Raw genomic sequence first — 25,265 nt, forward strand, 5'->3', positions numbered from 1 at the left:
TTACTTTTCGAAATGGCGGATAGGCGAGACAACGGGGGTATGACCATGAGTATGCTGGAGAAGGACCTACAGGAGATTGACCTGGATGAAGTTGAAGAGGCGTTAGATGACGCTGACGACGACGCCACGGCAGAAGAGGATGCGTTTGAAAAAGCGCTGGGCCGTGAAGACCGTCAATCGACTCAAAGCTTGGATGCGACACAGATCTACCTGAATGAAATTGGCTTCTCTCCGCTGCTGACGCCGGAAGAAGAAGTGTATTATGGCCGCCTAGCGCGCAAAGGCGATGCCCTTGGCCGCTCAAGGATGATTGAGTCGAATCTGCGCTTGGTGGTCAAGATTGCCAGACGCTACCTGAACCGGGGCTTAACGCTGCTCGATTTGATCGAGGAGGGGAATCTCGGTTTAATTCGAGCGGTAGAGAAGTTCGACCCAGAGCGTGGCTTCCGTTTTTCGACCTATGCGACGTGGTGGATTCGTCAAACCATTGAGCGTGCGCTGATGAATCAGACGCGTACCATTCGTTTACCTATTCACGTGGTGAAAGAGCTCAATATTTACCTGCGTGCTGCCCGTGAACTGACCCAAAAGCTGGATCACGAGGCCACCGCCGAAGAGATTGCTGAGCATCTTGATAAGCCGGTTGAAACGGTGAAAAAGATGCTGGGTTTAAACGAGCGGGTCTCCTCGGTTGATTACCCCATGGGTGGCGACAGTGATAAGCCACTGATTGATACGCTGACGGATGACGAGGTACTGGGCCCCGAAGCGTGTTTAGTGGATGGTGATGTGCGTGAGCACGTAGACCACTGGCTAGATGAGCTGAGTGAAAAGCAGCGCGAAGTGGTGGTGCGTCGTTTTGGTTTACGAGGCCACGAAGCTGCCACGTTGGAAGAAGTGGGCGCTGAAATTGGTCTAACGCGCGAACGCGTTCGTCAGATACAGGTAGAAGCGTTAAAGAAGCTGCGCCGCTCGCTGGAAAAACAGGGGCTTTCCCTCGACGCGATTTTCGAGAGTTAATCCACCCTAGAGGGGCAAGTCAGCCGTACTGGCCGAGCCTGATAAATGCACTCAACGCGCACCGAGTTACCCGCTCGGTGCGCTGTTGTTAGGGCTAACCATTTTTTATTCATGTAGCACGCACTGAATAACGTCACCTTGCCCGCAACGCGAGCAGGTAAGCGGATAGGCCAAGTGGCCTAGGGTCAGTCGCCCCAGTGTAAGTGAGAGAGTGAGAGAGCCATGCGCCCGTTAGTGGCCCATATTGATTTGGACGCATTGCGTCACAACTATCAACTGGCGTGCCGCTGCGCTCCGCAAAGCCGCTCAGTTGCTGTGATTAAAGCCGATGCCTACGGGCACGGTGCTTTGGCTTGTGCCCGCGCCTTGGAAGCCGATGTTCCGGCCTTTGCCGTGGCCTGCATTGAGGAAGCGCTTAGCCTGCGGGAAGGTGGCATTCGCGCGCCGATTATACTGCTGGAGGGTATTTTTAGTGCCGATGAGCTGGCCCTGGTCGACCAGCATCGCCTATGGACCAGTGTGCACAGCGCATGGCAGGTCGAGGCGCTCTTGGCTTACGCTCCCCAGCAGCCTATTCCTGTATGGCTAAAAGTGGACTCTGGTATGCACCGCCTGGGGTTCCCACCTGAGGAAGCTCCCAGCGTCTGGCAGCGGTTGGTCAACGCCCCCCAAGTGACGGCGCTACACCTGATGAGCCACTTTGCTACGGCTGATGCGCAGGACGCTAGCTACTTCAACCGTCAGATGGCCGCTCTGCAAGCGTTAGCCGCTGAGTTGAATGCGCCGCTATGCTTGGCCAACTCCCCGGCTACGCTGGCTTGGCCTGCTGCTCATGGCGACTGGAACCGCCCTGGTGTCATGCTTTACGGCAGCGACCCGTTAGAAATCGCTAATGAGATAACCCAGCAGCTACGCCCGGTCATGTCCTTGCGCTCTGAAATTATGGCGCTGCGTGAACTGTCAGTGGGTGAGCAGGTGGGCTACGGCGGTCGCTGGAAAGCCAAACGCCCCTCTAAAATCGCCGTGGTCGCCGCAGGCTATGGCGATGGCTACGACCGCCATGCAGTGGATGGCACGCCGGTGCTGGTTAATGGCCAGCGCTGCCCCATCGCCGGTAAGGTTTCCATGGATATGCTGACGGTGGACGTGACCGATGTACCCGATGCGGTGATTGGAAGCGAAGTAGTGTTCTGGGGCACGGCCAGCAACGGCGCAGTGCTGTCAGTGGATGAAGTGGCTCGCTATTGCGATACCATCAGTTACACCCTGCTGACGGGGGTGCTGCCTAGAGCGCCGCGGCGCTACCATAGGGCTCACATTTAAACGGTTATCTGTATGTCTAAAGTGTCTTATCCGCGCTCTTTTGCGCATCCTCGTTACTGGCCCACGTGGCTGGCCATTGGCCTGATGTACGTGGCCGCTTGGCTCCCTTGGCGGCTCAAGCTATGGGTAGGTAAAGCCATTGGCCTGTTGGCTTGGCGGTTAGCGAAGCGTCGTCGGCACATTACGGCCACTAATATTGCGCTTTGCTTTCCTGAAAAAAGCGCCGATGAGCAGCGCCAACTGGTCAAAGAGACCTTTATCGCTAATGGTATTGGCTTGGTGGAAACCGCCACCGGTTGGTGCCGGGATGCAGAAGGACTGCGTCATCGCGTGGCCTATCACGGCCAAGAGCACCTTGCCCGCGCAAAAGCTCAGGGCAAAGGCGTATTGGTGGTGGGGATTCACTTCTCAACGCTGGATTTAGGCGGGGCGTTGCACTCACTGTTCTTCCCAGCCGATGTGGTCTATCGCCCCCATAACAACCCGCTGTTTGAGCGCTTTATGACCCGCGCGCGCTCGCGTATTTTCGGCCAAGCGATTGATCGGCATGACTTGCGCGGAGTGGTGCGCCGTATTAAAGCGGGGCATATCGTGTGGTACTCGCCGGATCAGGATTTTGGTCGTGATGTGAGCGTCTTTGCACCGCTGTTTGGCCAGCAGGCGGCGACGATTCGCCTGACGGCCAAAATTGCCAAAATGACGGGTGCCCCCGTGGTGCCGCTGATGTTCCACCGCAATCCGGATAACCGTACGTACACCATCGAGTGTTTGCCTGCCTTTGACAACTTCCCCAGTGGCGATGAAATGGCTGATGCCACGCGGGTGAATGCCTTTATCGAGCGGGCAATCCGTAAACACCCGGAGCAGTACCTGTGGCTGCATCGACGCTTCAAAACCCGTCCAGAAGGCGAGGCAGGTTTGTACTAGCCAATGAAAATGCCATAAAAAAAGCCGCCCAAAGGCGGCTTTTCGTTAGCTGAATCATAGGCTTAAGGCAGTGCCTTAATCAAGATTGCGGGAGTAGAAGATCTCCAGCATCTCTTTACGCAGGCGGCTTTCGATATCCCGCGCTTCTTCAAAGGTGATGTCGCGGCGAGAGGTGCCGAACAGGTAGTTATCCAGTTCGAAGTCTTTCAGCAGCATCTTAGTGTGGAACATGTTCTCTTGATACACGTTCACGTCGATCATCTGGTAGGCCTGCTTGGTGTCTTCTGCCAAGTAGTCCTGGATGGACGTAATGTCGTGATCAATAAACAGCTTTTTGCCGTCCACATCCCGAGTAAAACCGCGCACGCGGTAATCCATGGTGACGATATCGGAATCAAAGCTGTGGATCAGGTAGTTCAGCGCTTTCAGCGGGCTGATATGACCACAGGTGGAAACATCGATATCCAAGCGGAAGGTGCTGATGCCGTTGTCAGGGTGCGATTCTGGGTAGCTATGCACCGTCACATGGCTCTTATCCAGGTGAGCAACCACGGTTTCCGGCAGCGGGCCAGGGCCCGGCTCGGTTTGCCCAGGTGTGGGGTCATCCAGCTCGTGTTCAGCGATCAGGATGGTCACGCTCGCGCCGTGGGGCTCGTAATCCTGACGTGAAATATTCAGCACATGAGCGCCGATGATATTGGTCACGTCCTTGAGAATCTGCGTCAAACGTTCGGCGTTGTAAAGCTCATCGATATAGTCGATATAAGCCGCACGCTGCTCTTCGGTTTTGGCGTAACAGATGTCGTAAATATTGAAGCTCAACGAGCTTGTCAGGTTGTTGAACCCGTGGAGTCGGAGATTATCTGACACGTCCGAACCTCCCTATGGCAGATGAAGACACCCCGACGATCCAGCGCCGGAACCGATAAACACTTGTTACCGTGCTGACGCAGCCGCTACTCATCAAGCGGCCCCGCACTACGCAGTATGGGGAGAAACAAGCGGGCGTATTATGCCCGCCTGCGGCGAGGGTTGCATCCGACCACGCCATTTTTTTTAAACCGGGATGAAAGTGTCGCGACGTGGGGTTCAAGCCTCGACGATCTCGAAGGAGTGGGTAATCTCAACGCCGCCGTTGACCAGCATGATTGAGGCGCTGCAGTATTTCTCTGCAGAAAGCTCCACCGCCCGCTGTACTTGCTTCTCTTTCAAGCTGCGGCCAGTGACCACGAAGTGGACGTGAATCTTGGTGAACACCGCCGGCACTTCGTCAGCGCGCTCGGCATCCAGCTCGGCCACACAGTCGGTGACATCGGCGCGGGCTTTATCAAGAATGTTCAAAATATCGAACGCCGTGCAGCTACCCATGCCCATCAGCAGCATTTCCATCGGCCGAGGGCCGGTATTGCGGCCGCCGTGGTTGGGTGGGCCATCAATCACAACGCTGTGTCCGCTACCGGATTCAGCGACGAACTGACGACCTTCGGTCCATTTTACCCGTGCTTTCACGTTGCTCTCCTCATCTTGGCGACGAAAGGTAAGTCGCGCAGCATAACATTTCTATGGGGCGACGCACTGCTTGATCGTGCGCGGCTCGCACGGTTCAAGCGAATTGAAGGTGTTGGTCAAGCTCGGCCAGCCGCTCGGGGGTTCCCACATCGACCCAGTGGCCAGAAAAGTGCTCACCGCTCACCCGCTGGTCTGCCATGGCGCACTTCAATAGCGGTGCCAGCGCAAAGGCACCGGGCGGCTCATCAGCCACCAGCGCAGGGCGTATTACGCTGATGCCTGCAAAGGTGAGCCGTGGATCGCCGGACATGGTCACCCGCCCCTGATGTAGTAAAAAGTCGCCGCCTGGATGGTGGTCAGGGTTATCCACCAAGATCAAGTGGGCAAGGTCGCCTTCTGCCAGCGCGGAAGCGCTGGGCAGGTAGTCACACCAGACATCGCCGTTGATCAATAAGAACGGCTCACTACCTAGCTGCGGCAGTGCCCGTTGAATGCCGCCGCCGGTCTCAAGCGGACTATCCTCCTGGCTCCAATGAATACGCATTTGGTAGGCAGAGCCATCGCCCAGCGCTGAGATAATTTGCTCGGCGCGGTAGCTCACGTTAATGACCACCTCATTAATACCTGCGCGCGCTAAGCGCTCCAAGTGGTGCACGATCAGCGGTTTGCCCGCCACGGGCAGCAGCGGTTTAGGGCAGTGGTCGGTGAGCGGGCGCATCCGTTTGCCCAGGCCTGCCGCCAAGATCATCGCTTTCATGGCGTCTCCTCTTCCAGGCGTTGCATGATCGCCGGGCGCAGCGCGCCGCTTACCCAGTCGGCAAACTCGCGCTGCTGGGGCAGGGCCGCTAGGCTATCTTCTAAATGTGCTAAAAAGTAGGGCAGGCGGGCTAAGTAGCCTTCTTTGCTGTCGCGCAGGGTCAAACGGCAAAAGATGCCCAGTACTTTCAGCGAGCGCTGGGCGGCCATGGCGTGGCACTGTGCCAAAAAGACGTCTTCGCTGACCGAGCGGGTCAAGCGCCCCTCTTGTCGCGCCTGCTGATAGAAAGTGCCTACAAACGAGGCAAACTGTTCAGCGCTAAAGCGGCAGTAACGCCCTCGCAGCAGCGAAATAACGTCATAGCTGAGCGGGCCTGCCACGGCGTCCTGGAAATCGATCATATAAAGCGTTTGATCGTGCAGCATCAGGTTCATGGCATCGAAGTCACGGTGGACGCTCACCACCGGCTGCTCTAACGCACGCTCGATCAATGTGCCGCGCACTGCCTCCCAGCTATCGGGAACAGACAGCGACAGCCAGCGCCTCAGGCACCACTCGGGAAACAGATCCAGCTCCCGGCCCAGCAGGGCGGCATCGTAAGCAGGCAGGGCGGCTGGGTTAGCGCGGTTTTGCAGCTCGGCAATCAGCGAAAGCGCGGCAAGGTGGTTTTTCTCCGTGTTTGCCGGGTCAGTAAAGGTGGCCTGCAGCGGTGTATCACCCAAGTCATCAAGCAGCAAAAAACCGGAAGCTAAGTCGCTGGCGTGAATGTAAGGCACCGGGAGCCCAGCGGCGTGCCAGCGCTGGCCAATGGCCACAAACGGCGCGGAGTCCTCCTGGGCGGGGGGCGCATCCATGATGATCTGGGTGTTGCCATCCGGCAGCGTAAGTCGAAAATAGCGCCTAAAACTGGCGTCACCGCCCGCCGCCGAGAGGCGAATGGTGGCACTATCAAGGCCATGGTGTTGCGCCGCCCACTGAGTGAGGGCGTCAATCCGAGAAGAGGACATGCAAGCTCCTTGCTGGTCGGGCATCATGCGGGCTGTATAATACCGATTCTGGATGCCAAGGATAACGAACATGGGCAAGCGAATCTCGCGCACCGTACCGGTTGCGCATACGCTGCTGGGCAGTTTGCTCGCTGGCGCCTCGTTTTCAGCGGTGGCGCAGGGACAAACACTGCCTGCAGAGGCGCTGGACTGGCAGGCCTGGAGCCAAGACGAAGCGCCGCAACAGCTGTGCCGGGGGCGCTATGTGATGCCCGGCTACCGCTTGCCAGCGGAGGAGAACCCGGAAACCCTCTCGGTGGAAACCGCAGAAGTGGATTACGCCGCTGATGGCGAAGCGTTGCTGCGTGGCGATGTGGTGCTACGCCGGGGCAATACCGAACTGCAGGCTGAGCGCGTCTTTCTTCCGGCGGAGCGCCAGCAGGTGGATGCCGAGGGCAATCTAGCGATCCGCGATGGCCAAGCGTTAGTGCGCGGTGAGCAAGCAACGCTCATGTTGAATGAAGACCGCGCCTCGCTGCGTAATAGCCACTACGTGCTTTACGAACAGCATCTGCGTGGCCAAGCAAGCCAGCTAGAACAGACCGGTGAGAGCCAATATCGGCTGCAGGAGGCCACATTTACGACCTGCGACCCCGGCGCTAACAGCTGGCAACTGGTTAGCAGCGACATTCGTCTTGATCAGGCATCGGGATTTGGCACCGCCCGCCACGCGCGCCTGCAGGTCAAAGATGTCCCGGTGTTTTACTGGCCATGGCTGCGTTTCCCGATTGATGACCGCCGCCATACCGGGCTGCTCTCACCCTCGGTGAGCTTTTCTAGCGACGGCTTTGATTACACCCAGCCGTTCTATTGGAACATTGCGCCGAACCACGACGCTACCATTACCCCGCGCTGGATGTCGGATCGTGGGCTGTTGCTCAACGGTGAGTACCGTTACCTTTTGGAGCAGAGCCAAGGTTTGGTCGAGGGCGGCTATCTCGATAGCGACGGCGGTACCAGTAGCGGTGATAACCGCTTTGAAGGTGATGACCGCTGGTACATTGATGCTCAGCACGCTGGCACATTAACGGCCCGCAGCGATTATCAGCTCCGCTACGGTGCCGCCAGCGACGGACGCTATTTTGATGACTTTGGCGGCGAATTTGGCAATAGTGACCGGGTCAGTATGGAGCGCTTGGCTCAAGTCGATTACCGCGGTGAGCGCTGGCAGCTTGACGCCCGCGCCCAGGGCTTTCAGCGTTTGGAAGACCCCCTTAGCGACACCGACCGCCCGTTTTATCGCCTGCCCAGCTTAACGGCCAATTCCGATTGGCAGTTAGGGAGTGGGCTATATACCCAGTGGCGCTCGAACGCCACTTACTTCTGGCGCGATGTTGACGAGCGGCGGGTACCGGAGCGTGAAGCGGCTATTGGTTCCCGTCTGCACTTAACGCCCGCGGTGGGCTGGCGCTATGAGCAGCCCTGGGGCTACATTGAGCCTCGCACCGAGCTTTGGCACACCGCCTACGAGCTGGATTACGGCGACCGAGTCACCGATCGAGCCACCTCGCCGACTCGCAGTGTTGCCATTACCTCTATCGACAGCGGCCTAGTGTTTGAGCGGGAGCTTGAGCTAGGCGGGCGCGACTACCGGCAAACGCTCGAACCCCGTGTGAACTATGCCTACGTGCCGCGCACTAATCAGACCCAGCTACCCGATTTCGATAGCCGTGAGCGTGCATTCTCCTGGGACCAACTCTGGTCACCGCACCGTTTCTCGGGTGCTGACCGAGTGGGTGATCTCAATCGCGTTTCTTTAGGGGTTCAGTCACGCCTGATCGAAGATAGTGCGGGGCGTGATCGGCTAACGCTTGGTGTTGGTCAAAGCGTCTACTTCTCTGAGCGTCGGATCGATAGCGAAGGCGACCCGGATACCTTGCCGCCACGCCCGGGCGAAGACCCCTCTGTTAATCCGCAGAGCCGCTATCAAGCCACTCGCGACCGCTCCCCGCTGGTCACTCGCTTGGATTGGCAAATCTCCGACCGCTGGAGCACCGGCTACGAATGGCTTTACGATGATGAGCGTGAACAAACCGAGCGCTCCAGTGTGGATGTACGTTATCGCCATCCGGCAGGGCATGTAGTGAACCTTGGCTACCGTTGGGAGATCGAAGGGTTTGATCCGAGCGTGATACCCGGCGACGACGGCTTCCGCGACTATAGTCGCGAGGAGTGGGACCTCTCGCTGGCCTGGAAAGCGAGCCCCAGGATTGATTTGATTGGCCGCTACCTGCACGATCAAACCAATAATCGGCCGCTGGAGCAGATAGCGGGCCTGCAATGGAACGACTGCTGCTACGGCGTGCAGCTGGTATGGCGCGAATGGATCGATGATAACGATACGGCGCGGGTTGGCGATGACTTCAACGACCGCGGGCTATTTTTGCGCTTTGTGTTTCGTGGTCTAGGTGGCGTAGGCCAAGAGGCCGACGGCTACTTTGAACAGGCGATTCCTGGCTACCGCCCCACGCCCCTATAACGACCACTTTAACGAGCGACTGAAAGAGACTTTTTATGATGATCAGAAAGACCCTGCTGACCTGCGCGCTAAAAAAACGGGCAACCAAACTATCGGTTGGCAGCATGATGGTGCTTTGCCTGGGTACTGGCGCAGCGCTGGTTCCACTGGCCGCTCATGCACAAAACTTTGAGTCGGCCCAGCGTCAGCAATTAGACACCGTCGTCGCAGTTGTTAATGACGGTGTGATTATGCGCAGCGAGCTGAACGAACGTATCGCCCAAGTGGAACAGCAAGCGACGGCCCAAGACGGTACATTGCCGCCGCGTAACCAGTTAGCCCAGCAAGTGCTGGAGCGTATGGTGATGGATGAAATCCAGCTACAAATGGCTCGTCAAGCGAACCTGAGCGTGGATGACACGGAGCTTAATCGCCAGCTGCGTAGCCTTGCCGAATCCAACAACATGACGCTGGATCAGTTTGCGGATGCGGTAGAAGCCGACGGCATCACCCTGGCCGACGTGCGCGAAGACGTACGCCGTGAAATGTTGATGCGCCAAGTGCAGCAGCGCCAAATTAGCCAGCGCGTCACGGTGTCTGATCGCGACGTCGAGCGCTTCTTGAGTCAGCAGCCTAGCCAGCAAGGCCAAGCGTTTATTGAAGAGACTCGCGCTCGCCATGTGCTGGTGGAGCTCACCCCCACGCGCAATGAAAACCAAGCACGCGCCCGTGCGCAAGAAGCTCGTCAGCGCTTGCAGCAGGGTGATGACTTTGCCTCAGTGGCCCGTGAGTACAGCGATGACCGTGGCAGCGGCATGAACGGTGGCGACTTAGGATGGGTGCGCCCCGGCCAAACAGTACCAGCATTTGAAGAAGCCATGACCTCGCTCAGCCCCAACCAGCTCTCTGAGCCGGTACGCTCCCAGTTTGGCTACCACGTCATTGAGGTGCTGGAGCGTCGTCGTCAGGACGTGACAGAAGAGAGCCGTCGTGAGCAGGTGCGCCAAGCGATTTTCCAGCGTCGTGCCAACGAAGAGCTGCAAACCTGGCAGCGTGAAATCCGCGAACAGGCCTTTGTGGATATTCGTCTCTAATGACGCTACCGCTGCTTCTTACTACCGGTGAGCCCGCGGGTATTGGTCCAGAATTGACGCTGATGCTGGCCGCCCGTGGGCAATTAGCCAACACCGTCGCGGTGGGCGACCCGCACATGCTACGCCAGCGCGCCGAGCGGCTGGCGCTAGCCGTAGAGGTTGTTGAAGCCGCGCCCGGCAGTGAGGAAGCGTCATCTCCTGGGCGCTTAGTGGTATGGCCTGCAGCACTTCGTGAGCCAGCGACGCCAGGGGTGCTTAACCCCGCCAATGCCCGCTACGTGTTAGAGACATTGCAAATTGCCGTGGACGCCTGCCAAGCAGGGCAGGCCGCGGCGATGGTGACTGCGCCGCTGCATAAAGGGGTCATTATCGAAGGCGGCTTTCCCCACTTCACCGGCCACACCGAATGGCTGCGCGACGCCTGCGGTGTGGATGACGTGGTGATGCTACTGGCAACCGATGCCGCGTTGCATGCGAAGAACCCAAGCTGGCAAGGCAGTGGCGATTTACGCGTTGCCCTGGTGACAACCCACCTGCCGCTGCGTGATGTGGCCGATGCCATTACGTTTGAGCGGGTCACCCAGATTAGCCGCCTGCTGGCCGCTGACCTACAGCGCCAGTTTGGTATCCCAAACCCTCGTATTGCGGTGTGTGGCCTTAACCCCCACGCGGGGGAGGATGGTCATTTGGGCCGCGAAGAGCTGGATATTATTATCCCTGCCCTCGACGCCCTGCGCGCCGAAGGGTTGGATATCCAAGGGCCGCTGCCCGCCGATACGCTATTTACCCCCCGCCATTTGGCCGGGGTGGATGCGGTGCTCGCGATGTATCACGACCAGGGCCTAGCAGTGCTAAAATACGCAGGCTTTGGGCAAGCGGCGAACATTACTCTGGGCTTGCCGCTGGTGCGTACCTCGGTGGATCACGGCACCGCGCTGGATTTAGCGGGCCGTGGCCTTGCCGACCCCAATAGCCTGGGTGTTGCGCTTGCCCTTGCGCAGCGGCTTGCTGCTCAGCGTGCCAGCTCCCTGGCCGCTTCATGAATCAACCCTCCAAGGAACACTGTTAGATGTCTCAAGTGCCTCAGCAGCACCGCGCTCGTAAACGCTTCGGTCAAAACTTTCTGCGTGACCTCGGCATTATTTCGCGTATTGTCCGCGCCATTGGGCCACGCGAAGGCGACCGGCTCGTCGAGATTGGCCCCGGGCAAGGCGCACTGACGGCACCGCTGTTAGAGGCGACTGGCAAACTGGAAGTGATCGAACTCGACCGCGACCTGATTCCTGGCCTGCGGGTGCAGTTTTTTAACTACCCCGAGTTTGTGATTCATGAAGGCGACGCGCTGAAGTTTGATTTTGCTGAGCTAAAGGGCGAAGGCCCGGCGCTGCGGGTAGTGGGCAACTTGCCCTACAACATCTCAACGCCGCTGATTGTGCATTTGCTGACCATGGGCAATGCCATTGCCGATATGCACTTCATGTTGCAAAAAGAGGTGGTAGAGCGTTTGGCGGCTGAGCCGGGTGGCACCGACTGGGGCCGTCTTTCGGTGATGGCGCAGTACTACTGCCAGGTGGACCAGCTGTTTATCGTGCCGCCGGAAGCCTTCGTGCCGCGCCCGAAAGTTGATTCGGCGATTGTTCGCCTGACGCCCCACGCAAGCCTTCCGCATACCGCTGATGACCCCGCGCTGCTGTTTGAGCTGGTGAAGCTGGCGTTTGGCCAGCGTCGCAAGACGCTGCGGAACAATCTGAAGGGGCGGGTGAGCGCTGAGACGCTCGAAGCACTCGGCATTGACCCCGCTCGCCGTCCACAAACGTTGACGGTGGCAGAGTACGTGACGATTGCCAACCAAGTGGCTGCCGATGACGCTGCTAGCGCAGCTGCCAATGGCGATACAAAGGGGAGCGACGAGGCGTGAGTGGCTTAGACATCGAGGTCAGCGTCGCCCCAGAGTTTCGTGACGCAGAGTCTAGCGACAGCGAATCCCGCTATGTATTTAGCTACACCGTCACCGTACACAATCAAAGCCCCCACAGCGTGCAGCTGATGGCGCGTTATTGGAAAATTACCCAAGGCAGCGGCGATAGCCAAGAGGTGCGCGGGAAGGGGGTCGTGGGTCAGCAGCCGTTAATTGGCCCTGGACAGCGCTTTCGGTATACCAGTCGGGCCATCTTGCAAACCCCGGTGGGCGTCATGGAGGGGGCTTACACCCTGCTCAATACCTATACCCAACGGGCCTTTGATGTGCCCGTTGCGCCGTTTCGACTAGCGGTGCCCCGTCAGCTGCATTAACGTTGATTAAGCCCGGCGTGCCAGTGTCAGTTCGCGATCAAGATGGTCGCACAGTCGTAACGCCAGTTGCACGATGGTCAGTGTGGGATTGGCGTGCCCAACGCTTGGAAAAACGCTTGAGCCTGCGACGTACATATTCTCCTGGTCGAACAGACGACAGTCGCTATTGACGATGCCCTGTTCGGCGCTGTGGCTCATGCGGGTGCCTCCCATATGGTGCCTTCCTGCCAGCTCGCCCTCGCTGGGCATCGTGACCGGTTGAACGGCTAGCCAGTCGGCTAGCTGCAAGCGACCGATGTTCTCATTGAGCAGGTGCTCACCCAGTAGCAGCAGGCTTTCGCGGATGGTATGGCGATCCAATGCCGACTGCCGCCAAACTAGCCGGCTGCGGGGGATGCCAAACTCGTCCACGTCAGCGCCAAGCTCCACACTATTCTCAAAACGCGGCTCCTGCTCCCAGGCGGCGCGCAGAATCACCCCATGCATCACACGGCCTTGGGCTTGCCAAGTAGCTAACTGATCACCGAGTGACGGAGCCTCTCGCGATAGCGCTTCGATCAGTTGCTGAGTCGCTTCTGCGTTCATACGGTGAAGGCGCAAGCCGCAGTTGAGCAGTTGGCGCTTGGCAAGCATATCGGGGGTGGGCGATAAAAAGACGTTGTACTCTTGATCGAGCCCCAGCGCCTGCGGTTCAAACAGCAGTGCCTGGCCTACCGAGGCATGAGGGTGCTCCATCCAATAGCGGCCTAGCGTGGTGGCATTGCGGATTAGCTGCCCATTGGATTGCTGGTTTAACCACAGCAGCAGACGTGAGTTTTCGATGCCGCCGCAAGCAAGCACAAAATGCCGTGCACGAACATGGCACTCATCCCCCTGAAAGCTGCGTAACGTGGCGCGCTCAACGCGGCCATTATGGCGTTCAAGCCCGACCAAATTGGCGGTTAAGCAGTAATCAGCGTGGGGAGAGGCATTGAGCGTGGCCGCGTACTTATCCTTCAGCCTGACGGGGTTGCCTAAGGAGAAGTAAATACGTTCAAACCCTGAGCCGGAGACGGGGTAATCGGCATGAGGCTGCGTTAAATTTAGCAGCTTGGCAGCGTGGGTATAATACGGCGCAAGCGTCTCTTGGGTAATCGGCCAAGCAGTCTCAGGTGCGGCCGTCTTTGCGGTAAAATCGTGGGCGTCTAGGGGTCTGCATACCCCACCCCAGTGGTTAGTGGAACCGCCTAAGTAGCGAAGGCGTGCGCCATCCAGGGGGATATAAGGGTCGCCTACGACATCGCCGCGGTAGATGGCCTGGGAGCGCTCGCTGTAAGAGGCATCGCCGCCTTCGCACAGCAGCGTACGGTGCCCTTGCTCTGCCAGCGTAACGGCCATGGCAATCCCAGCAGCCCCGGCGCCAATAATGCAGATGTCGTACTCGGTCTCTTGGGTCGCGAGAGTTTCAAAGGCGAGATACATTAGCGGTCTTCAGCGCGTAGCAGCCAGCCGTTTCCCAGCACGGGGGCCGGTGTGGGCACTGGCTGTGCAGCTGCCACGGGCCATCGGCTCAGGGTCAGTACCGCGCCGGTTGAAAGGAGCAGGCTTTTTAAAACGCCTCGGCGGGTAAGATCGATGGCAGGGTGACGCGGAAAGTAAGGGCTCATTAGCGTATCGTTATCCTTAACAGAAAGTCGCGAGCTGTCTGAGTACATAGTGATGTAACTTTGTCGATTGCTCCAGAATTTTGTGCTGCCGTAGAGTGATAACGTCGAGGCGTTACCCTGAGTCACTAGACGTGTTGTCTATCCTTTTTTTATTCCATTCATCATAAGGCCTTAGCCTATGAGTACGTACGTCATTGGCGATCTCCACGGCTGCCATGCCGAATTTGTCAGCCTGCTGGAAAAGCTCCACTTTAATCCGGCCCAGGATACGCTTTGGCTGGTAGGGGACCTGATTAATCGAGGCCCCGGTTCGCTCGCTTGCCTGCAGGAGGCCAAGGCGCTGGGTAGCGCCGTGCGCTGTGTGCTGGGCAACCACGATTTTCACCTATTGGTGGTCGCCCGTGGGGGCGGCAAACTGAAGAAAAACGATACGCTAGACGACATTCTTGCCTCGCCCCAGCGGGAAGCGCTGCTGGATTGGCTGCAGAGCCAGCCGTTAGCGATTCAAGAAGGCAATACGTTAATGACCCACGCAGGCGTGCTACCGAGCTGGAGTGCTGAGCAAGCGCTGGCGCTGAGTGGTGAGGTGCAGGCAGCGCTGCACAGTGAAAGCGCAGGCGCATTTTTGACCCAGCTGTTCGGCAATCAGCCTGACCGTTTTCAGGAGGACTTGGAGGGCGTGGACCGCCTGCGCTGTATCGTTAACGTGTTTACCCGCATGCGTTTTATCGATGCGCAGGAGCGCCTTGATTTTGCCGCCAAAGAGGGGCTGGATAGCGCGCCGGAAGGATTTGCCCCCTGGTTTCAATTTGCTCGTCAGGATGATCTGCAGGTCCTGTTTGGCCACTGGGCGGCGCTGGAAGGGCGCACGCCGCAGGCGAAGATCAGCGTTCAAGGGCTGGATACCGGCTGCGTATGGGGTGGGTCACTCACCGCGATGAACCTGGGCACCGGCGAACGCACTAGCGTGCCGAGCCTGCAAGGAGGCCGTTAAGTGTTTCAACAGGATGCATTGACCCAAGGGCTTGACGTTTACCGGGTAGGCGGTGCAGTGCGGGATGCGCTGCTGGGCTGGCCGGTAGTGGATCACGACTGGGTAGTGGTAGGCGCCACGCCGGAAGCGATGCGTCAGCGGGGCTTTAAGCCCGTTGGCCGAGATTTTCCGGTGTTTTTGCACCCACAAACGGCAGAAGAGTATGCGCTGGCGCGCACTGAGCGTAAATCCGGCCACGGCTACAGTGGTTTCGAGGTATATGCCAGCCCCGATGTGACGCTGGAGGAGGATCTCTCCCGGCGTGACCTGACGATCAATGCCATTGCCCAAGGGCCAGACGGCCAGTTAACGGACCCTTTTGACGGCCAGCAGGATATTGAGCAGCGCCTGCTGCGCCATGTATCGCCTGCGTTTAGCGAAGACCCGCTGCGGGTGCTGCGTACCGCACGTTTTCTAGCCCGCTACGCTCACCTGGGCTTTACCATCGCCCCAGATACTCACACGCTGATGCGTGAAGTAAGCCAAAGCGGTGAGCTTAGCCACTTAGCCGCAGAGCGGGTATGGGTAGAAACCGAGAAAGCGTTGGGCGAACCCAACCCTGAACGCTACTTCACCACACTACACGAGTGCCAGGCACTTGCCACTTGGTGGCCTGAGCTTGCCGAGGACGAGATATTAACCGCCGCACTGGCTGAAATGCCAAGCGCGCCGGAGGAGCCTTCATTGCCGTTGGCCCACTGGCGCTACGCGCTGCTGGTCTCGCTGCTGAGTGATGAGGAGCGGGATGCGCTAGCGGGCAGGCTTCGGCTGCCCAACGCGGTGGCGCAGTTAGCTCGCCATACTGCGCTGACTAAAGCGCTGCTCAACGAGCCGTTAAACGACGAGCGAGTGTTGCATTGGCTGGAGCGGCTGGATGGCTGGCGCAAACCTGGCCAGGTAGCGGCTCAGCTAGCGCTTGTCGGCAAGCTAGACCTACAGCACCAAGCCCCTCTGCGCGCTGCGTGGCAGGCAGCGCAAGCGGTAAGCCCACAGGCGCTACTTAGCGAGGGGTATCAAGGTGCCGCACTAGGAGAAGCGCTTCGCCAGCATCGCCAAAAGGCAGTCGCCAACGCGTTGAGTGAAGAGTGAATTAAGAAGTAAACAAAGCGCTAGCGCGCCATGGCCGTGCGAGGCTGCGGGTCGGCTTGGGAGACCCAGCGGCCTCGCCAGTGAAAATCAATGGCCCACAAACGCTGGTCGCCTAATCTAAACCGCTTCCATAGCGTGCTGTAAGGGGTTTGACAGGCGGGGTGGCGCTCGTTGGGCAGCAGCTCGGCAAGCGGCTGGAGCACAAAGGCGTTACGGGTGATTTCGCCGCGGGGCAGGGTCACGTCATCGATCGTTCCGCAGGCATCACCCACGGTTAGCAGGTCGATATCCAGGGCACGGGGGCTGCATTTCACCATGTCGGGTGTACGGCCGTGGGCAATCTCAAGCTGCTTAGACCACGCCTGGAGTTTGTTCACCGACCAGTCGCTGTAAAACGCCACCACTAAATTGTAGAAGTTGCGGCTATCTTTAAAGCCCACCGGCTCGCTCTCAAAAATGCGCGAAATCTGCAGCGGGCCAAACGTATCTTCCAGAGCGTCCAAGCACAGACGAATATGGGTGTCGGGGTCGATGTTGCTGCCTAAACTAAGCGTCACCAAGTTCATAAATGCGTGCCCTAGGTGGCCTCCGGTAATGTGCCGCGCGTGATTTCAAGGCCCACGCTTGCCGCTTGAGGAACAGCGCCAGGCTTGCGGACGGTCATACGCAGCCAGCTGATGGGGAATTCATGTTGCAGGCAGGCCGCTAAGCGTTCTGCAAAGGTTTCCACCAGCGCGAACTGATGCTCATTGGCGAACTGCTGGATTCGCTGGCAGATCGCGGCATAATCAAGCGTTAAGCGTAAATCATCCGTGGCGGCGGCAGGCCGGATATCGGTTGCCAGCGATAGATCCAGGCTCAGCGATTGCGTTATCGTGCGTTCCCAGTCGTACACACCGATGACGGTATCTACGGTGAGTGCTTCGATCAAAATGCGGTCCACAGGCCTTCCCCCAGGGTCAACAAGCGGGCGATTGTACTTGAGGATGACTAGAAACGACAGTAAGGCGGCGGCGTTGGCCGCCAATGCCAGGGTGGGCAGGCCATGATGTGGATAGTGATCGGCTATTTAAGCGGCAGTTGGCTAGCGGCGGTGAGCGTATGCCGCTGGGCAGGCGTTGCGGATCCTCGGTTTTGTGGCTCCTGTAATCCCGGGTTTTCTAACGTACTGCGCCTGTATGGGCCGCGACTTGCCGCCGCCACGCTGTTGCTGGATGCGCTGAAAGGGGTGCCCGCCGTGCTGGCTGCGAAGCTGCTGGCGCTGCCGGTATGGCTGCAGGGGCTAGTAGGCTTGGCCGTGTTGCTGGGCCACAGCTACCCCCTCTGGCATGGCTTTCGTGGTGGCAAATCGGTCTCCAGCGCGTTTGGCGTGCTGCTGGTGCTCGTGCCCAGCGTGGCGCTGCTGGTAGCGCTGTGCTGGGCGTTGTTAGCCTGGCGATTACGCACCGCCGCTGCGGCATCGCTGATCAGTGCTCTGTTAGCCCCGCTTTTTTGCCTATGGCTGGCCCCGGGCTATGTCAGCGTAGTCGGGGGCTTCAGCCTATTAGTGCTGGCCCGCCATGGCCTCAATATCCGACGCTTACGCCGAGGGGAAGAGCCCCACCTGCGTGGATAAGCACTTGAGTAGCCGCTTGAATAAGCGCTTGAATAGCCGCTTGAGTTAAACCGGCGCGTTCAGCGTATTGAGCGGCCAGCGTGGAGTGGCTTGCATCACGCCGTCATTATCGCGCTCGCCCGCTGCCAAGCGCTGTGCGCCGACATAAGCAATCATGGCACCGTTGTCGGTGCAGAAGCGCCCTCGGGGGTAGTAGGCGCGCGCCTGACGCTTTTGCGTTTCCAGCGCTAGCCGTTCACGCAGGCGCGTATTGGCGCTCACGCCACCCGCCATCACAATGCGTTTCAAGCCGGTTTGATCCAGCGCACGGCGGCACTTAATCACCAGCGTATCCACCACGGCTTCTTCAAAGGCCCGGGCCACATCGGCTTTGGCCTGCTCATCGAGCTCGCCTGCTGCTTCTAACTGGCGAATCGTGGTCAGGGTATGCGTTTTCAAGCCAGAGAAGCTGAAGTCCAGGCCGGGACGGTCGGTCATGGGGCGTGGAAAGCGAAAACGCTTCGGGTCACCCTGTTCGGCAAGTTTGGCCACCAGCGGGCCGCCCGGATAAGCCAGGCCGAGCATTTTCGCGGCTTTATCGAAGGCCTCCCCTGCGGCGTCATCCACCGACTCTCCCAGTAATTGGTAGTCCCCCAGCCCGTGGACTTCCACCAGCTGGGTGTGCCCGCCCGATACCAGGAGCGCCACAAAGGGGAACTCTGGCGCATCATCTTCAAGCATGGGGGCGAGTAGGTGGCCTTCCATGTGATGAACGCCAAGTACGGGGATGTTCAGCGCTTTGGCCATGCCATGCGCAGTGCTCGCACCGACCATCAGTGCGCCGACCAAGCCGGGGCCTGCGGTATAGGCGACGCCGTCTAAATCGCCTCGAGTGAGGTTGGCATCTGCGAGTACTTGCTCAATTAAGGGCAGCAGTTTGCGGGTGTGATCGCGGGAGGCCAGCTCAGGCACTACGCCGCCGTACTCCGCATGCATGGCGATTTGGCTATACAGCGCATCGGCCAGCAGTCCCTGGCCGCCGGTGAACGCGGTATCGTAAATGGCGACGCCGGTTTCGTCGCAAGACGTTTCAATGCCCAGTACGCGCATAGCAAAAGAACTCGTGTAGGTGGTAAGGCAGAGGTTTAAAATCGGCTAGTTTAGCATTGTGGCCATGAAGGGGCGTAAGCATTTGCAAAGATCGCCAACCACGACTAGACTACTGTGCGCTGTAAAAACTGGGTCGTACACCGTCTTGTTCGGTGTGCGTACTATCCGAACTCAAGACTCCTTAAGGTAGGTGAGTGCTTAATGCCTTCTGTAAAAGTACGTGATAACGAGCCGTTTGACGTCGCCCTGCGTCGCTTCAAGCGTTCTTGCGAAAAAGCCGGCGTTCTCTCTGAAGTACGTCGTCGCGAGCACTACGAGAAGCCGACTGCTGAGCGCAAGCGCAAAGCGGCAGCTGCCGTAAAACGTCACGCTAAGAAGTTGCAGCGTGAGCGTAAGCGTTTCGAACGGCTCTATTGATCCGTACCTGGGGATAGCCTGCGTTGTTAGCCGGTTATCTCAAGAGGGATGCCAAGCGGCCGCCACTAGGTGGCCGTTTGTTTTTCGTTCTGTGACGTATGTTTTGGCAGTTTAAGGTGATCAGGCGCGCTGCCTGATGACGTTAAACTTGCCCGTAAGCGCTTTGCGCGAGGATGCCCGCAGTTCATGGCAGGTCAAATTCCACAGCGTTTTATTGACGATCTGCTTGGCCGCGTTGACGTGGTTGAAGTTGTGGGCGAGCGCGTGCAGCTGAAAAAAGCAGGGCGTAATTTTTCAGGCCTGTGCCCCTTCCATCAAGAAAAATCGCCATCGTTTACCGTCAGTGCCGATAAGCAGTTCTACCATTGCTTTGGCTGTGGTGCTCACGGTAATGCGCTGCGTTTTTTGATGGAGTACGACAAGCTGCCATTCCCAGAAGCCGTGGAACAGTTGGCCGGGCGTTTAGGGCTGGATGTGCCGCGAGAAGGTGCTGATGACCCCCGTGCTCAGCAGCGGGAAAAAAAGCGCAAAGAGGGCGTTAACCTGCTGGAAGTGGCCGGAAGCTTTTATCGCGAACGGCTCAAAATGCAGGAAGGGCAAAGCGCCCAGCGCTATTTGCAGGGACGCGGTCTTTCACCGGAAGTGATAGCCACCTACGGGATTGGCTACGCCCCCGGCGGTTGGGAAGCGCTAAAGCAGCACCTCAGTGCAAAAGGGATCAGTGAGCCGGTGCAGGTGGAGTACGGCCTGCTGATTCACCGCGAAGATACCGGCCGCACCTATGACCGCTTTCGTGATCGGGTCATGTTCCCAATTCGCGATCTGCGTGGCCGTACCCTAGGCTTTGGCGGCCGGGTCATGGGCGATGAGCAGCCTAAATACCTCAATTCGCCAGAAACGCCTGTCTTTCATAAGGGACGCGAGCTATATGGTTTATATGAGGCGCGCCAAGCCTCTAGCAAACTAGAGCAGCTGGTGATTGTGGAAGGCTACATGGATGTGGTGGCACTGGCCCAGTATGGCATTCATAACGCTGTGGCGACCCTGGGTACAGCCACCACGGAAGACCATTTAAGCCGCCTGTTCCGGCTAGTGAGTCGAGTGGTGTTTTGCTTCGATGGTGACCGTGCGGGTCGGCAGGCAGCCAGTCGCGCCCTAGAGACGGCGCTGCCGCAGATGATCGACGGTCGCGAGGCGCGTTTTCTGTTTCTGCCGGAAGGTGACGACCCTGACTCGCTGGTACGCCGCGAAGGCAGCGAAGCGTTTCAGGATCGCGTCACCTGTGCCATGCCGCTTTCAGAGTTTCTCTTTGAGCAGGCCGCCCAAGGGCGCGATCTCAACATGGTTGAGGGGCGCGAGCGGTTTGCCAGTCAGGTGCTGGAGGCATTGAACAAAGTGCCTGACGGCATGCTCAAATCACTGTTGCTTGAGTCGTTGGCCAAGCGCAGTGGGCTAACGCAGACACAGTTGCAGGGGCTGTTGGATAAACGCGTCGCTGCATCCGCGCCTAAAGAGTCGGCGCAGTGGGAGCCTGTTGATGAGCCCTCGTTATCGCTTCCCGTAGAAAGTGCGGGGCATAAACCTACGAGTCGTTCGCGCCGCCAGGGAACTGCGCCACGCGCACTCTCGGTTGTCAGCCGTATTGTGCAGGTGCTGCTGCATGAGCCGCGTTTGGTGGAGGTGCTGCCAGAGTCACTGGATTGGCTGCCGGAAGAGAGTGAAGAAGCGCCGCTATGCCGCGATCTTATCGCACTGCTACGCGCTGGCCGCTACCGTAGCCCGCAGGTGGTGTTGGCGCACTTTCAAGGAAGCCAAGAGGGGCAGGTGCTAGCAGAGCTTGCACAGCGTGAGCTGCTGATTCCCAAGGCAGCGCGGGAAACAGAGCTGCTGGGGTTGGTCAAGCACTTGGTAGATAAGCGTCGTAGGCGCTCGCCCCAGGAAGAGTATGACGCGCTGTTGGCGCTAGAGCGTGAAGGACAAAAGCTGGATAAAGCACAGCGACAGCGGTTAGCGGAGCTAATGATGGAGCTTATTCAGCATCGTTAATGCTAAATCAAGGCAAAACAGAAGTGTGGGGTTGAATTCCCAGGCTTCAGCACCACATACAGGTTAGTCGCCAGGCGCTGGCCTAACCGAACAACCTAACACACCTGAATGACCGCGCAAATACGTTTCGCTGGAAAAAATACAGCTATTTACGCTATACTGTTCGGCTTGTTGAGTTTAATCGATTCAGCGCCCCAGGTGTTTCATTCTTCTTCGTCGAGATAGGGTTTCTATGGCTGGAAATGCGCAGCAGCAGTCACGTCTGAAGGAGTTGATCGCGCGCGGCAAGGAACAGGGCTACCTGACCTATGCCGAGGTCAACGACCATCTACCCGAGGATATCGCCGACCCGGATCAAGTGGAAGACATCATTGGCATGATCAACGACATGGGTATTAGTGTCGTTGAAGAAGCGCCAGATGAAGACACTTTGATGATGTCGGATCACTCCACGGACGAGTCCGCTGCGGAAGAGGCCGTTGCGGCCCTTGCCGCCGTGGAAAGCGACGTCGGTCGCACCACCGACCCTGTGCGCATGTACATGCGCGAAATGGGGACGGTAGAGCTTTTGACCCGTGAAGGCGAAATTGAAATCGCTAAACGGATCGAAGAGGGCACGCGGGAAGTGATGTCTGCACTGGCTTATTTGCCGGGTGCAGTTGCCTCTATTCTTGAAGCCTACGACGCTACCCAGGATGAAGAAGCCCCTGGGCGCTTATCTGACCTGTTCTCTGGCTTTATCGACCCCGACGAAGGTATTCCGGGTGTTGCTGAAGCGGAAGTGCCAGAGCCTGTCGTTGAAACTGAGCTGAGCGATGACGATGATATCGACAGCGACGATGACGACGAAGAGGACGACACTACTGCCAGTGAAGGTGGCCCGGACCCCGAAGAGGCGAAGGCCCGCTTTGAGCAGATTCGCGAGCAAAATGCCGCCGTTGAAGCCGCGCTGGCTAAGCATGGCCGTGGCAGCGCAGAGCTGAAGGCTGAGCAAGCTCGCCTTGCTGAGCTGTTCTCGCCGATTAAGCTGGTGCCTAAGCATTTCGAGCGTTTGGTCGGTCAGATCCGTATCAGCGTTGAACAGGTGCGTGCCCAGGAAAAAGCGGTCATGCAGCTGTGCGTCAAAAAAGCCAAAGTGCCGCGCAAGACGTTTATCAAGTCCTTCCCAGGTAATGAGTCCGACCAGAAGTGGTTGGATGCTTTCCAGGAAGCGCAGCCTAAGTATGCCGATCGCCTAGAGCCGCTGCGTGCCGATATCGCTCGCTCACAGCGCAAGATTGCCTTTGAAGAAGACATGGTGCAGCTCACCGTGGCCGACCTGAAGGAAGTCAACCGCAAGCTCTCGATTGGCGAAGCGAAAGCGCGCCGCGCCAAGAAAGAGATGGTTGAGGCCAACCTGCGCTTGGTAATCTCGATTGCCAAGAAGTACACCAACCGTGGCCTGCAGTTCCTGGATCTGATCCAGGAGGGCAACATCGGCTTGATGAAGGCGGTAGACAAGTTCGAATACCGTCGCGGCTACAAGTTCTCGACCTACGCCACGTGGTGGATTCGTCAGGCGATTACCCGATCTATCGCGGATCAGGCGCGCACCATCCGTATCCCGGTACACATGATTGAGACCATTAATAAGCTCAATCGCGTATCACGTCAGATGCTTCAGGAGATGGGCCGCGAGCCGACACCTGAAGAGCTGGGTGAGCGCCTTGAAATGCCGGAAGACAAGGTACGCAAAGTCCTTAAAATTGCCAAAGAGCCGATCTCCATGGAGACGCCGATTGGTGATGACGACGATTCGCACCTGGGCGACTTTATCGAAGACGGCACTATGCTGCTGCCTATCGATATGGCCACCGGCGAAGGCTTGATCGAAGCGACTCGCAACGTCTTGGGCGGCCTGACTGCCCGCGAAGCGAAAGTCCTGCGTATGCGTTTTGGTATCGATATGAATACCGACCACACGCTGGAAGAGGTGGGCAAGCAGTTTGACGTTACCCGCGAGCGGATTCGTCAGATTGAAGCCAAAGCGCTGCGCAAGTTGCGCCACCCCAGCCGCTCAGAGCCGCTACGTTCGTTCTTGGACGAGTAAGCCGCGAGTAGTGAAGCGTGAGTGGTGAATAGAGTCGCCACGAAGATCAAAAAGCCCGCTGTTCTCAGAACAGCGGGCTTTTTGCGTTATGCCGTTTAAAGTTTACAGCGTGTAGTACGTGGCAGAGCCTGGGCCAACCGGCAGGCCAAATACAAACACCCAGATAAAGAACAGCAGGCTCCAGCCAATCAGCATAAACAGTGTGTAGGGCAGCATCAGTGCTACCAGCGTACCAATGCCCATATCGTTGCGGTAGCGGGTAGCCACCGCCAGAATCAGGCCGAAATAGCTCATCATTGGGGTGATCAGGTTGGTGACGGAATCCCCAATCCGGTACGCGGCTTGGATCACTTCCGGTGCATAGCCCATCAGCATCAGCATGGGCACAAAAATTGGCGCGGTGACCGCCCACTGCGCCGACGCGCTACCCAGCGACAGGTTTACAAACGCGCACATGATGATAAATAGCGCAAACAAGCCGGGGCCGCGCAGGCCCAAAGAGTCCAGCAGATCTGCCCCCGCCACCGCCGTGACGGTGCCAAAGTTGCTCCAGTTAAACAGTGCAACGAACTGAGCAGCAAAGAACACCAACACGATATAGAGCCCGAGGCTGCTCATGCTTTTGGCCATGGCATCGACCACATCGCGGTCGTTTTGCATGGTGCCTGCCAAGCGGCCGTAAACGAAGCCAAGCACGGTGAAGGCGATGGCGACAATGACAACAATGCCACGCAAAAACGGTGAGCCGCTGATAAGCCCAGTATCAGGGTGGCGCAATATGCCGCTTTCTGGAACCACCATCACTGCGACCAGCGCAACGAGGGCTAGGGTGGCTAGACCGGTGCCTTTTAATGCCCGCTTTTCAGTAGGCGTCAGGCCCTCCATGCGGTTTTTGTCGATATCGCTATCCGCATAGGCAGAGTCAAACTTGCCCAACTTGGGCTCGACGATACGCTCGGTAACCAAGCCACCAATGAGAGTCACAAAGAAGGTGCTGGCAAACATAAAGAACCAGTTGGCTTCAGCCCCGACTGAGTAGGTAGGGTCGAGCAACCGTGCCGCTTCCTGGGTAATACCAGAGAGCAGTGGGTCGACAGTGCCGATCAATAGGTTGGCACTGTAGCCGCCGGAAACGCCGCAAAACGCTGCTGCCAGGCCCGCCAGCGGGTGCCGTCCTAAAGAGTGAAAAATCATCGCCGCTAACGGAATCAGTACCACATAGCCAAGCTCGGCGGCCATGTTCGACATAATCCCGGCAAACACCACCGCATAGGTCACAATGCGCGGTGAGCGGTTGAGCACCAGCGCCCGCATACTGGCCGATAGCAGGCCAGAGTGCTCGGCAACGCCCACCCCCAACATAGCGACCAGCACTGTGCCTAGAGGCGCAAAGCTGGTGAAGTTCGTCACCATTTCGGTCACTAAGCGGCGTAGCCCTTCGGCATTTAAGAGCGAGTTCACTGCAATCCACTCGCCTTCATTGGCTGGGCGTGGGTCAGCAACCGACACGCCCAAGGCACCGGCAATCCCGCTTGCTATGACCACTAATACACACAGAATGGCAAACAGAGTCACCGGGTGAGGCAGTAGGTTGCCTAGCCACTCAACGCTATCGAGAAAGCGAGTAAATGCCCCGCGTTTTAGGTTTTCTTCACGATTTTGTGGGTTTGTCATAAGATTTATATCGTTGGTAGGTTATTTTTCAGCAAAAAATGCCCATGTAGGTGTGATGGTCGACACTACGTTGATGGCGCAAGAGGCGCAAATGGCTTTACGTATAGCGAGATGTAAAAAATGAAACGCCGCTGACCCAGT

The 25,265-nt window shown here is 58.0% G+C and carries 24 protein-coding genes; 14 read left to right on the top strand and 10 right to left on the bottom strand.

Features of this window, described 5'->3' with window-relative positions; all coding sequences use genetic code 11:
• Positions 1–45: 45 nt before the first annotated feature.
• From rpoS to lpxL, 3 genes are all read left to right on the top strand, one after another.
• A complete protein-coding gene (rpoS, locus tag IEW65_RS08965) occupies positions 46–1,020 on the top strand; it encodes an RNA polymerase sigma factor RpoS (protein WP_188639137.1) in 975 nt (324 codons plus the stop codon).
• A gap of 222 nt (positions 1,021–1,242) precedes the next feature.
• Positions 1,243–2,343, top strand: a complete 1,101-nt coding sequence (alr, locus tag IEW65_RS08970; protein ID WP_188639138.1) for an alanine racemase — start codon at positions 1,243–1,245, stop codon at positions 2,341–2,343.
• 12 nt (positions 2,344–2,355) lie between these two features.
• Entirely contained in the window at positions 2,356–3,270 is a 915-nt protein-coding gene (gene lpxL, locus IEW65_RS08975) for an LpxL/LpxP family Kdo(2)-lipid IV(A) lauroyl/palmitoleoyl acyltransferase (protein WP_188639139.1), read from the top strand.
• 75 nt (positions 3,271–3,345) lie between these two features.
• Here the strand turns inward: lpxL and speD are convergent, their stop codons facing one another.
• The 4 genes from speD to IEW65_RS08995 all read right to left on the bottom strand — a co-directional run bounded on the left by speD (position 3,346) and on the right by IEW65_RS08995 (position 6,543).
• Positions 3,346–4,140, bottom strand: a complete 795-nt coding sequence (gene speD, locus IEW65_RS08980; protein ID WP_188639140.1) for an adenosylmethionine decarboxylase — start codon at positions 4,138–4,140, stop codon at positions 3,346–3,348.
• A gap of 219 nt (positions 4,141–4,359) precedes the next feature.
• A complete protein-coding gene (locus IEW65_RS08985; RefSeq protein WP_188639141.1) occupies positions 4,360–4,779 on the bottom strand; it encodes an OsmC family protein in 420 nt (139 codons plus the stop codon).
• A gap of 94 nt (positions 4,780–4,873) precedes the next feature.
• Positions 4,874–5,536 carry an N-acetylmuramate alpha-1-phosphate uridylyltransferase MurU gene (gene murU / locus IEW65_RS08990; RefSeq protein ID WP_188639142.1) on the bottom strand — a complete coding sequence of 221 codons (663 nt, stop codon included), beginning with the start codon at positions 5,534–5,536 and terminating at the stop codon, positions 4,874–4,876.
• On the bottom strand, positions 5,533–6,543 hold the full coding sequence (locus IEW65_RS08995; protein WP_188639143.1) for an aminoglycoside phosphotransferase family protein: 1,011 nt from the start codon (positions 6,541–6,543) through the stop codon (positions 5,533–5,535). Before IEW65_RS08995 ends, murU begins: the two co-directional genes overlap by 4 nt.
• A gap of 70 nt (positions 6,544–6,613) precedes the next feature.
• Between IEW65_RS08995 and IEW65_RS09000 the strand changes: the two genes are divergently transcribed.
• Genes IEW65_RS09000 through apaG form a run of 5 tightly spaced genes read left to right on the top strand, consistent with a single transcriptional unit; the run spans position 6,614 to position 12,426 of the window.
• A complete protein-coding gene (locus IEW65_RS09000; RefSeq protein WP_188639144.1) occupies positions 6,614–9,061 on the top strand; it encodes an LPS-assembly protein LptD in 2,448 nt (815 codons plus the stop codon).
• A 35-nt stretch (positions 9,062–9,096) separates the two neighbouring features.
• On the top strand, positions 9,097–10,134 hold the full coding sequence (locus IEW65_RS09005) for a peptidylprolyl isomerase (protein ID WP_188639145.1): 1,038 nt from the start codon (positions 9,097–9,099) through the stop codon (positions 10,132–10,134).
• On the top strand, positions 10,134–11,177 hold the full coding sequence (gene pdxA / locus IEW65_RS09010) for a 4-hydroxythreonine-4-phosphate dehydrogenase PdxA (RefSeq protein WP_188639146.1): 1,044 nt from the start codon (positions 10,134–10,136) through the stop codon (positions 11,175–11,177). The genes IEW65_RS09005 and pdxA overlap by 1 nt, the downstream gene beginning before the upstream one ends.
• Positions 11,178–11,203: 26 nt before the next feature.
• Positions 11,204–12,052 (top strand): 16S rRNA (adenine(1518)-N(6)/adenine(1519)-N(6))-dimethyltransferase RsmA, encoded by an 849-nt coding sequence (gene rsmA, locus IEW65_RS09015; protein WP_188639147.1) that lies wholly within the window; start codon positions 11,204–11,206, stop codon positions 12,050–12,052.
• Positions 12,049–12,426: a Co2+/Mg2+ efflux protein ApaG gene (gene apaG / locus IEW65_RS09020; protein ID WP_188639148.1), complete on the top strand. Its 378-nt coding sequence runs from the start codon at positions 12,049–12,051 to the stop codon at positions 12,424–12,426. Before rsmA ends, apaG begins: the two co-directional genes overlap by 4 nt.
• Positions 12,427–12,432: 6 nt before the next feature.
• Here apaG and IEW65_RS09025 read toward each other — a convergent pair whose 3' ends face one another.
• Both IEW65_RS09025 and IEW65_RS09030 read right to left on the bottom strand, forming a co-directional pair.
• Positions 12,433–13,887, bottom strand: coding sequence for an FAD-dependent oxidoreductase (locus tag IEW65_RS09025; protein ID WP_188639149.1), 1,455 nt, complete (start codon positions 13,885–13,887; stop codon positions 12,433–12,435).
• Complete coding sequence (locus IEW65_RS09030) at positions 13,887–14,072, bottom strand: hypothetical protein (RefSeq protein WP_188639150.1); 186 nt, start codon at positions 14,070–14,072, stop codon at positions 13,887–13,889. The genes IEW65_RS09025 and IEW65_RS09030 overlap by 1 nt, the downstream gene beginning before the upstream one ends.
• Before the next feature lie 178 nt (positions 14,073–14,250).
• On the opposite strand from IEW65_RS09030, the gene IEW65_RS09035 reads away from it, so the two are divergent.
• Together IEW65_RS09035 and IEW65_RS09040 are read left to right on the top strand one after the other, a co-directional pair.
• A complete protein-coding gene (locus tag IEW65_RS09035) occupies positions 14,251–15,066 on the top strand; it encodes a symmetrical bis(5'-nucleosyl)-tetraphosphatase (protein ID WP_188639151.1) in 816 nt (271 codons plus the stop codon).
• On the top strand, positions 15,067–16,194 hold the full coding sequence (locus IEW65_RS09040) for a tRNA nucleotidyltransferase/poly(A) polymerase-related protein (protein WP_188639152.1): 1,128 nt from the start codon (positions 15,067–15,069) through the stop codon (positions 16,192–16,194).
• A 20-nt stretch (positions 16,195–16,214) separates the two neighbouring features.
• On the opposite strand, the gene folK is transcribed toward IEW65_RS09040, so the two are convergent.
• Together folK and folB are read right to left on the bottom strand one after the other, a co-directional pair.
• On the bottom strand, positions 16,215–16,760 hold the full coding sequence (folK, locus tag IEW65_RS09045; protein ID WP_188639153.1) for a 2-amino-4-hydroxy-6-hydroxymethyldihydropteridine diphosphokinase: 546 nt from the start codon (positions 16,758–16,760) through the stop codon (positions 16,215–16,217).
• 11 nt (positions 16,761–16,771) lie between these two features.
• Positions 16,772–17,137: a dihydroneopterin aldolase gene (gene folB / locus IEW65_RS09050; protein WP_188639154.1), complete on the bottom strand. Its 366-nt coding sequence runs from the start codon at positions 17,135–17,137 to the stop codon at positions 16,772–16,774.
• A gap of 102 nt (positions 17,138–17,239) precedes the next feature.
• On the opposite strand from folB, the gene plsY reads away from it, so the two are divergent.
• Complete coding sequence (plsY, locus tag IEW65_RS09055) at positions 17,240–17,809, top strand: glycerol-3-phosphate 1-O-acyltransferase PlsY (RefSeq protein WP_188639155.1); 570 nt, start codon at positions 17,240–17,242, stop codon at positions 17,807–17,809.
• 45 nt (positions 17,810–17,854) lie between these two features.
• On the opposite strand, the gene tsaD is transcribed toward plsY, so the two are convergent.
• Complete coding sequence (tsaD, locus tag IEW65_RS09060) at positions 17,855–18,898, bottom strand: tRNA (adenosine(37)-N6)-threonylcarbamoyltransferase complex transferase subunit TsaD (protein WP_188639156.1); 1,044 nt, start codon at positions 18,896–18,898, stop codon at positions 17,855–17,857.
• Between the two features lie 201 nt (positions 18,899–19,099).
• Here tsaD and rpsU point away from each other — a divergent pair, with 201 nt between their 5' ends.
• From rpsU to rpoD, 3 genes are all read left to right on the top strand, one after another.
• On the top strand, positions 19,100–19,315 hold the full coding sequence (gene rpsU, locus IEW65_RS09065) for a 30S ribosomal protein S21 (protein WP_016416934.1): 216 nt from the start codon (positions 19,100–19,102) through the stop codon (positions 19,313–19,315).
• Between the two features lie 186 nt (positions 19,316–19,501).
• A complete protein-coding gene (gene dnaG, locus IEW65_RS09070) occupies positions 19,502–21,361 on the top strand; it encodes a DNA primase (RefSeq protein ID WP_188639157.1) in 1,860 nt (619 codons plus the stop codon).
• A gap of 232 nt (positions 21,362–21,593) precedes the next feature.
• Positions 21,594–23,450: an RNA polymerase sigma factor RpoD gene (gene rpoD / locus IEW65_RS09075; RefSeq protein ID WP_188639158.1), complete on the top strand. Its 1,857-nt coding sequence runs from the start codon at positions 21,594–21,596 to the stop codon at positions 23,448–23,450.
• A 102-nt stretch (positions 23,451–23,552) separates the two neighbouring features.
• Here the strand turns inward: rpoD and IEW65_RS09080 are convergent, their stop codons facing one another.
• A complete protein-coding gene (locus tag IEW65_RS09080) occupies positions 23,553–25,124 on the bottom strand; it encodes an AbgT family transporter (protein ID WP_188639159.1) in 1,572 nt (523 codons plus the stop codon).
• Positions 25,125–25,265: the final 141 nt, after the last annotated feature.

This window comes from Vreelandella lutescens, from assembly GCF_014640815.1.
Classification (GTDB): Bacteria; Pseudomonadota; Gammaproteobacteria; order Pseudomonadales; family Halomonadaceae; genus Vreelandella; species Vreelandella lutescens.

Coding starts and splice junctions, on each gene's coding strand:
- dnaG (WP_188639157.1), top strand. CDS start 19,502: ATGGCAGGTCAAATTCCACAGCGTTTTATTGACGATCTGCTTGGCCGC.
- IEW65_RS09025 (WP_188639149.1), bottom strand. CDS start 13,887: ATGTATCTCGCCTTTGAAACTCTCGCGACCCAAGAGACCGAGTACGAC.
- rsmA (WP_188639147.1), top strand. CDS start 11,204: ATGTCTCAAGTGCCTCAGCAGCACCGCGCTCGTAAACGCTTCGGTCAA.
- IEW65_RS09035 (WP_188639151.1), top strand. CDS start 14,251: ATGAGTACGTACGTCATTGGCGATCTCCACGGCTGCCATGCCGAATTT.
- tsaD (WP_188639156.1), bottom strand. CDS start 18,898: ATGCGCGTACTGGGCATTGAAACGTCTTGCGACGAAACCGGCGTCGCC.
- rpsU (WP_016416934.1), top strand. CDS start 19,100: ATGCCTTCTGTAAAAGTACGTGATAACGAGCCGTTTGACGTCGCCCTG.
- lpxL (WP_188639139.1), top strand. CDS start 2,356: ATGTCTAAAGTGTCTTATCCGCGCTCTTTTGCGCATCCTCGTTACTGG.
- pdxA (WP_188639146.1), top strand. CDS start 10,134: ATGACGCTACCGCTGCTTCTTACTACCGGTGAGCCCGCGGGTATTGGT.
- alr (WP_188639138.1), top strand. CDS start 1,243: ATGCGCCCGTTAGTGGCCCATATTGATTTGGACGCATTGCGTCACAAC.
- IEW65_RS08995 (WP_188639143.1), bottom strand. CDS start 6,543: ATGTCCTCTTCTCGGATTGACGCCCTCACTCAGTGGGCGGCGCAACAC.
- rpoD (WP_188639158.1), top strand. CDS start 21,594: ATGGCTGGAAATGCGCAGCAGCAGTCACGTCTGAAGGAGTTGATCGCG.
- murU (WP_188639142.1), bottom strand. CDS start 5,536: ATGAAAGCGATGATCTTGGCGGCAGGCCTGGGCAAACGGATGCGCCCG.
- IEW65_RS09000 (WP_188639144.1), top strand. CDS start 6,614: ATGGGCAAGCGAATCTCGCGCACCGTACCGGTTGCGCATACGCTGCTG.
- IEW65_RS09005 (WP_188639145.1), top strand. CDS start 9,097: ATGATGATCAGAAAGACCCTGCTGACCTGCGCGCTAAAAAAACGGGCA.
- folK (WP_188639153.1), bottom strand. CDS start 16,760: ATGAACTTGGTGACGCTTAGTTTAGGCAGCAACATCGACCCCGACACC.
- rpoS (WP_188639137.1), top strand. CDS start 46: ATGAGTATGCTGGAGAAGGACCTACAGGAGATTGACCTGGATGAAGTT.
- plsY (WP_188639155.1), top strand. CDS start 17,240: ATGATGTGGATAGTGATCGGCTATTTAAGCGGCAGTTGGCTAGCGGCG.
- IEW65_RS09030 (WP_188639150.1), bottom strand. CDS start 14,072: ATGAGCCCTTACTTTCCGCGTCACCCTGCCATCGATCTTACCCGCCGA.
- IEW65_RS09080 (WP_188639159.1), bottom strand. CDS start 25,124: ATGACAAACCCACAAAATCGTGAAGAAAACCTAAAACGCGGGGCATTT.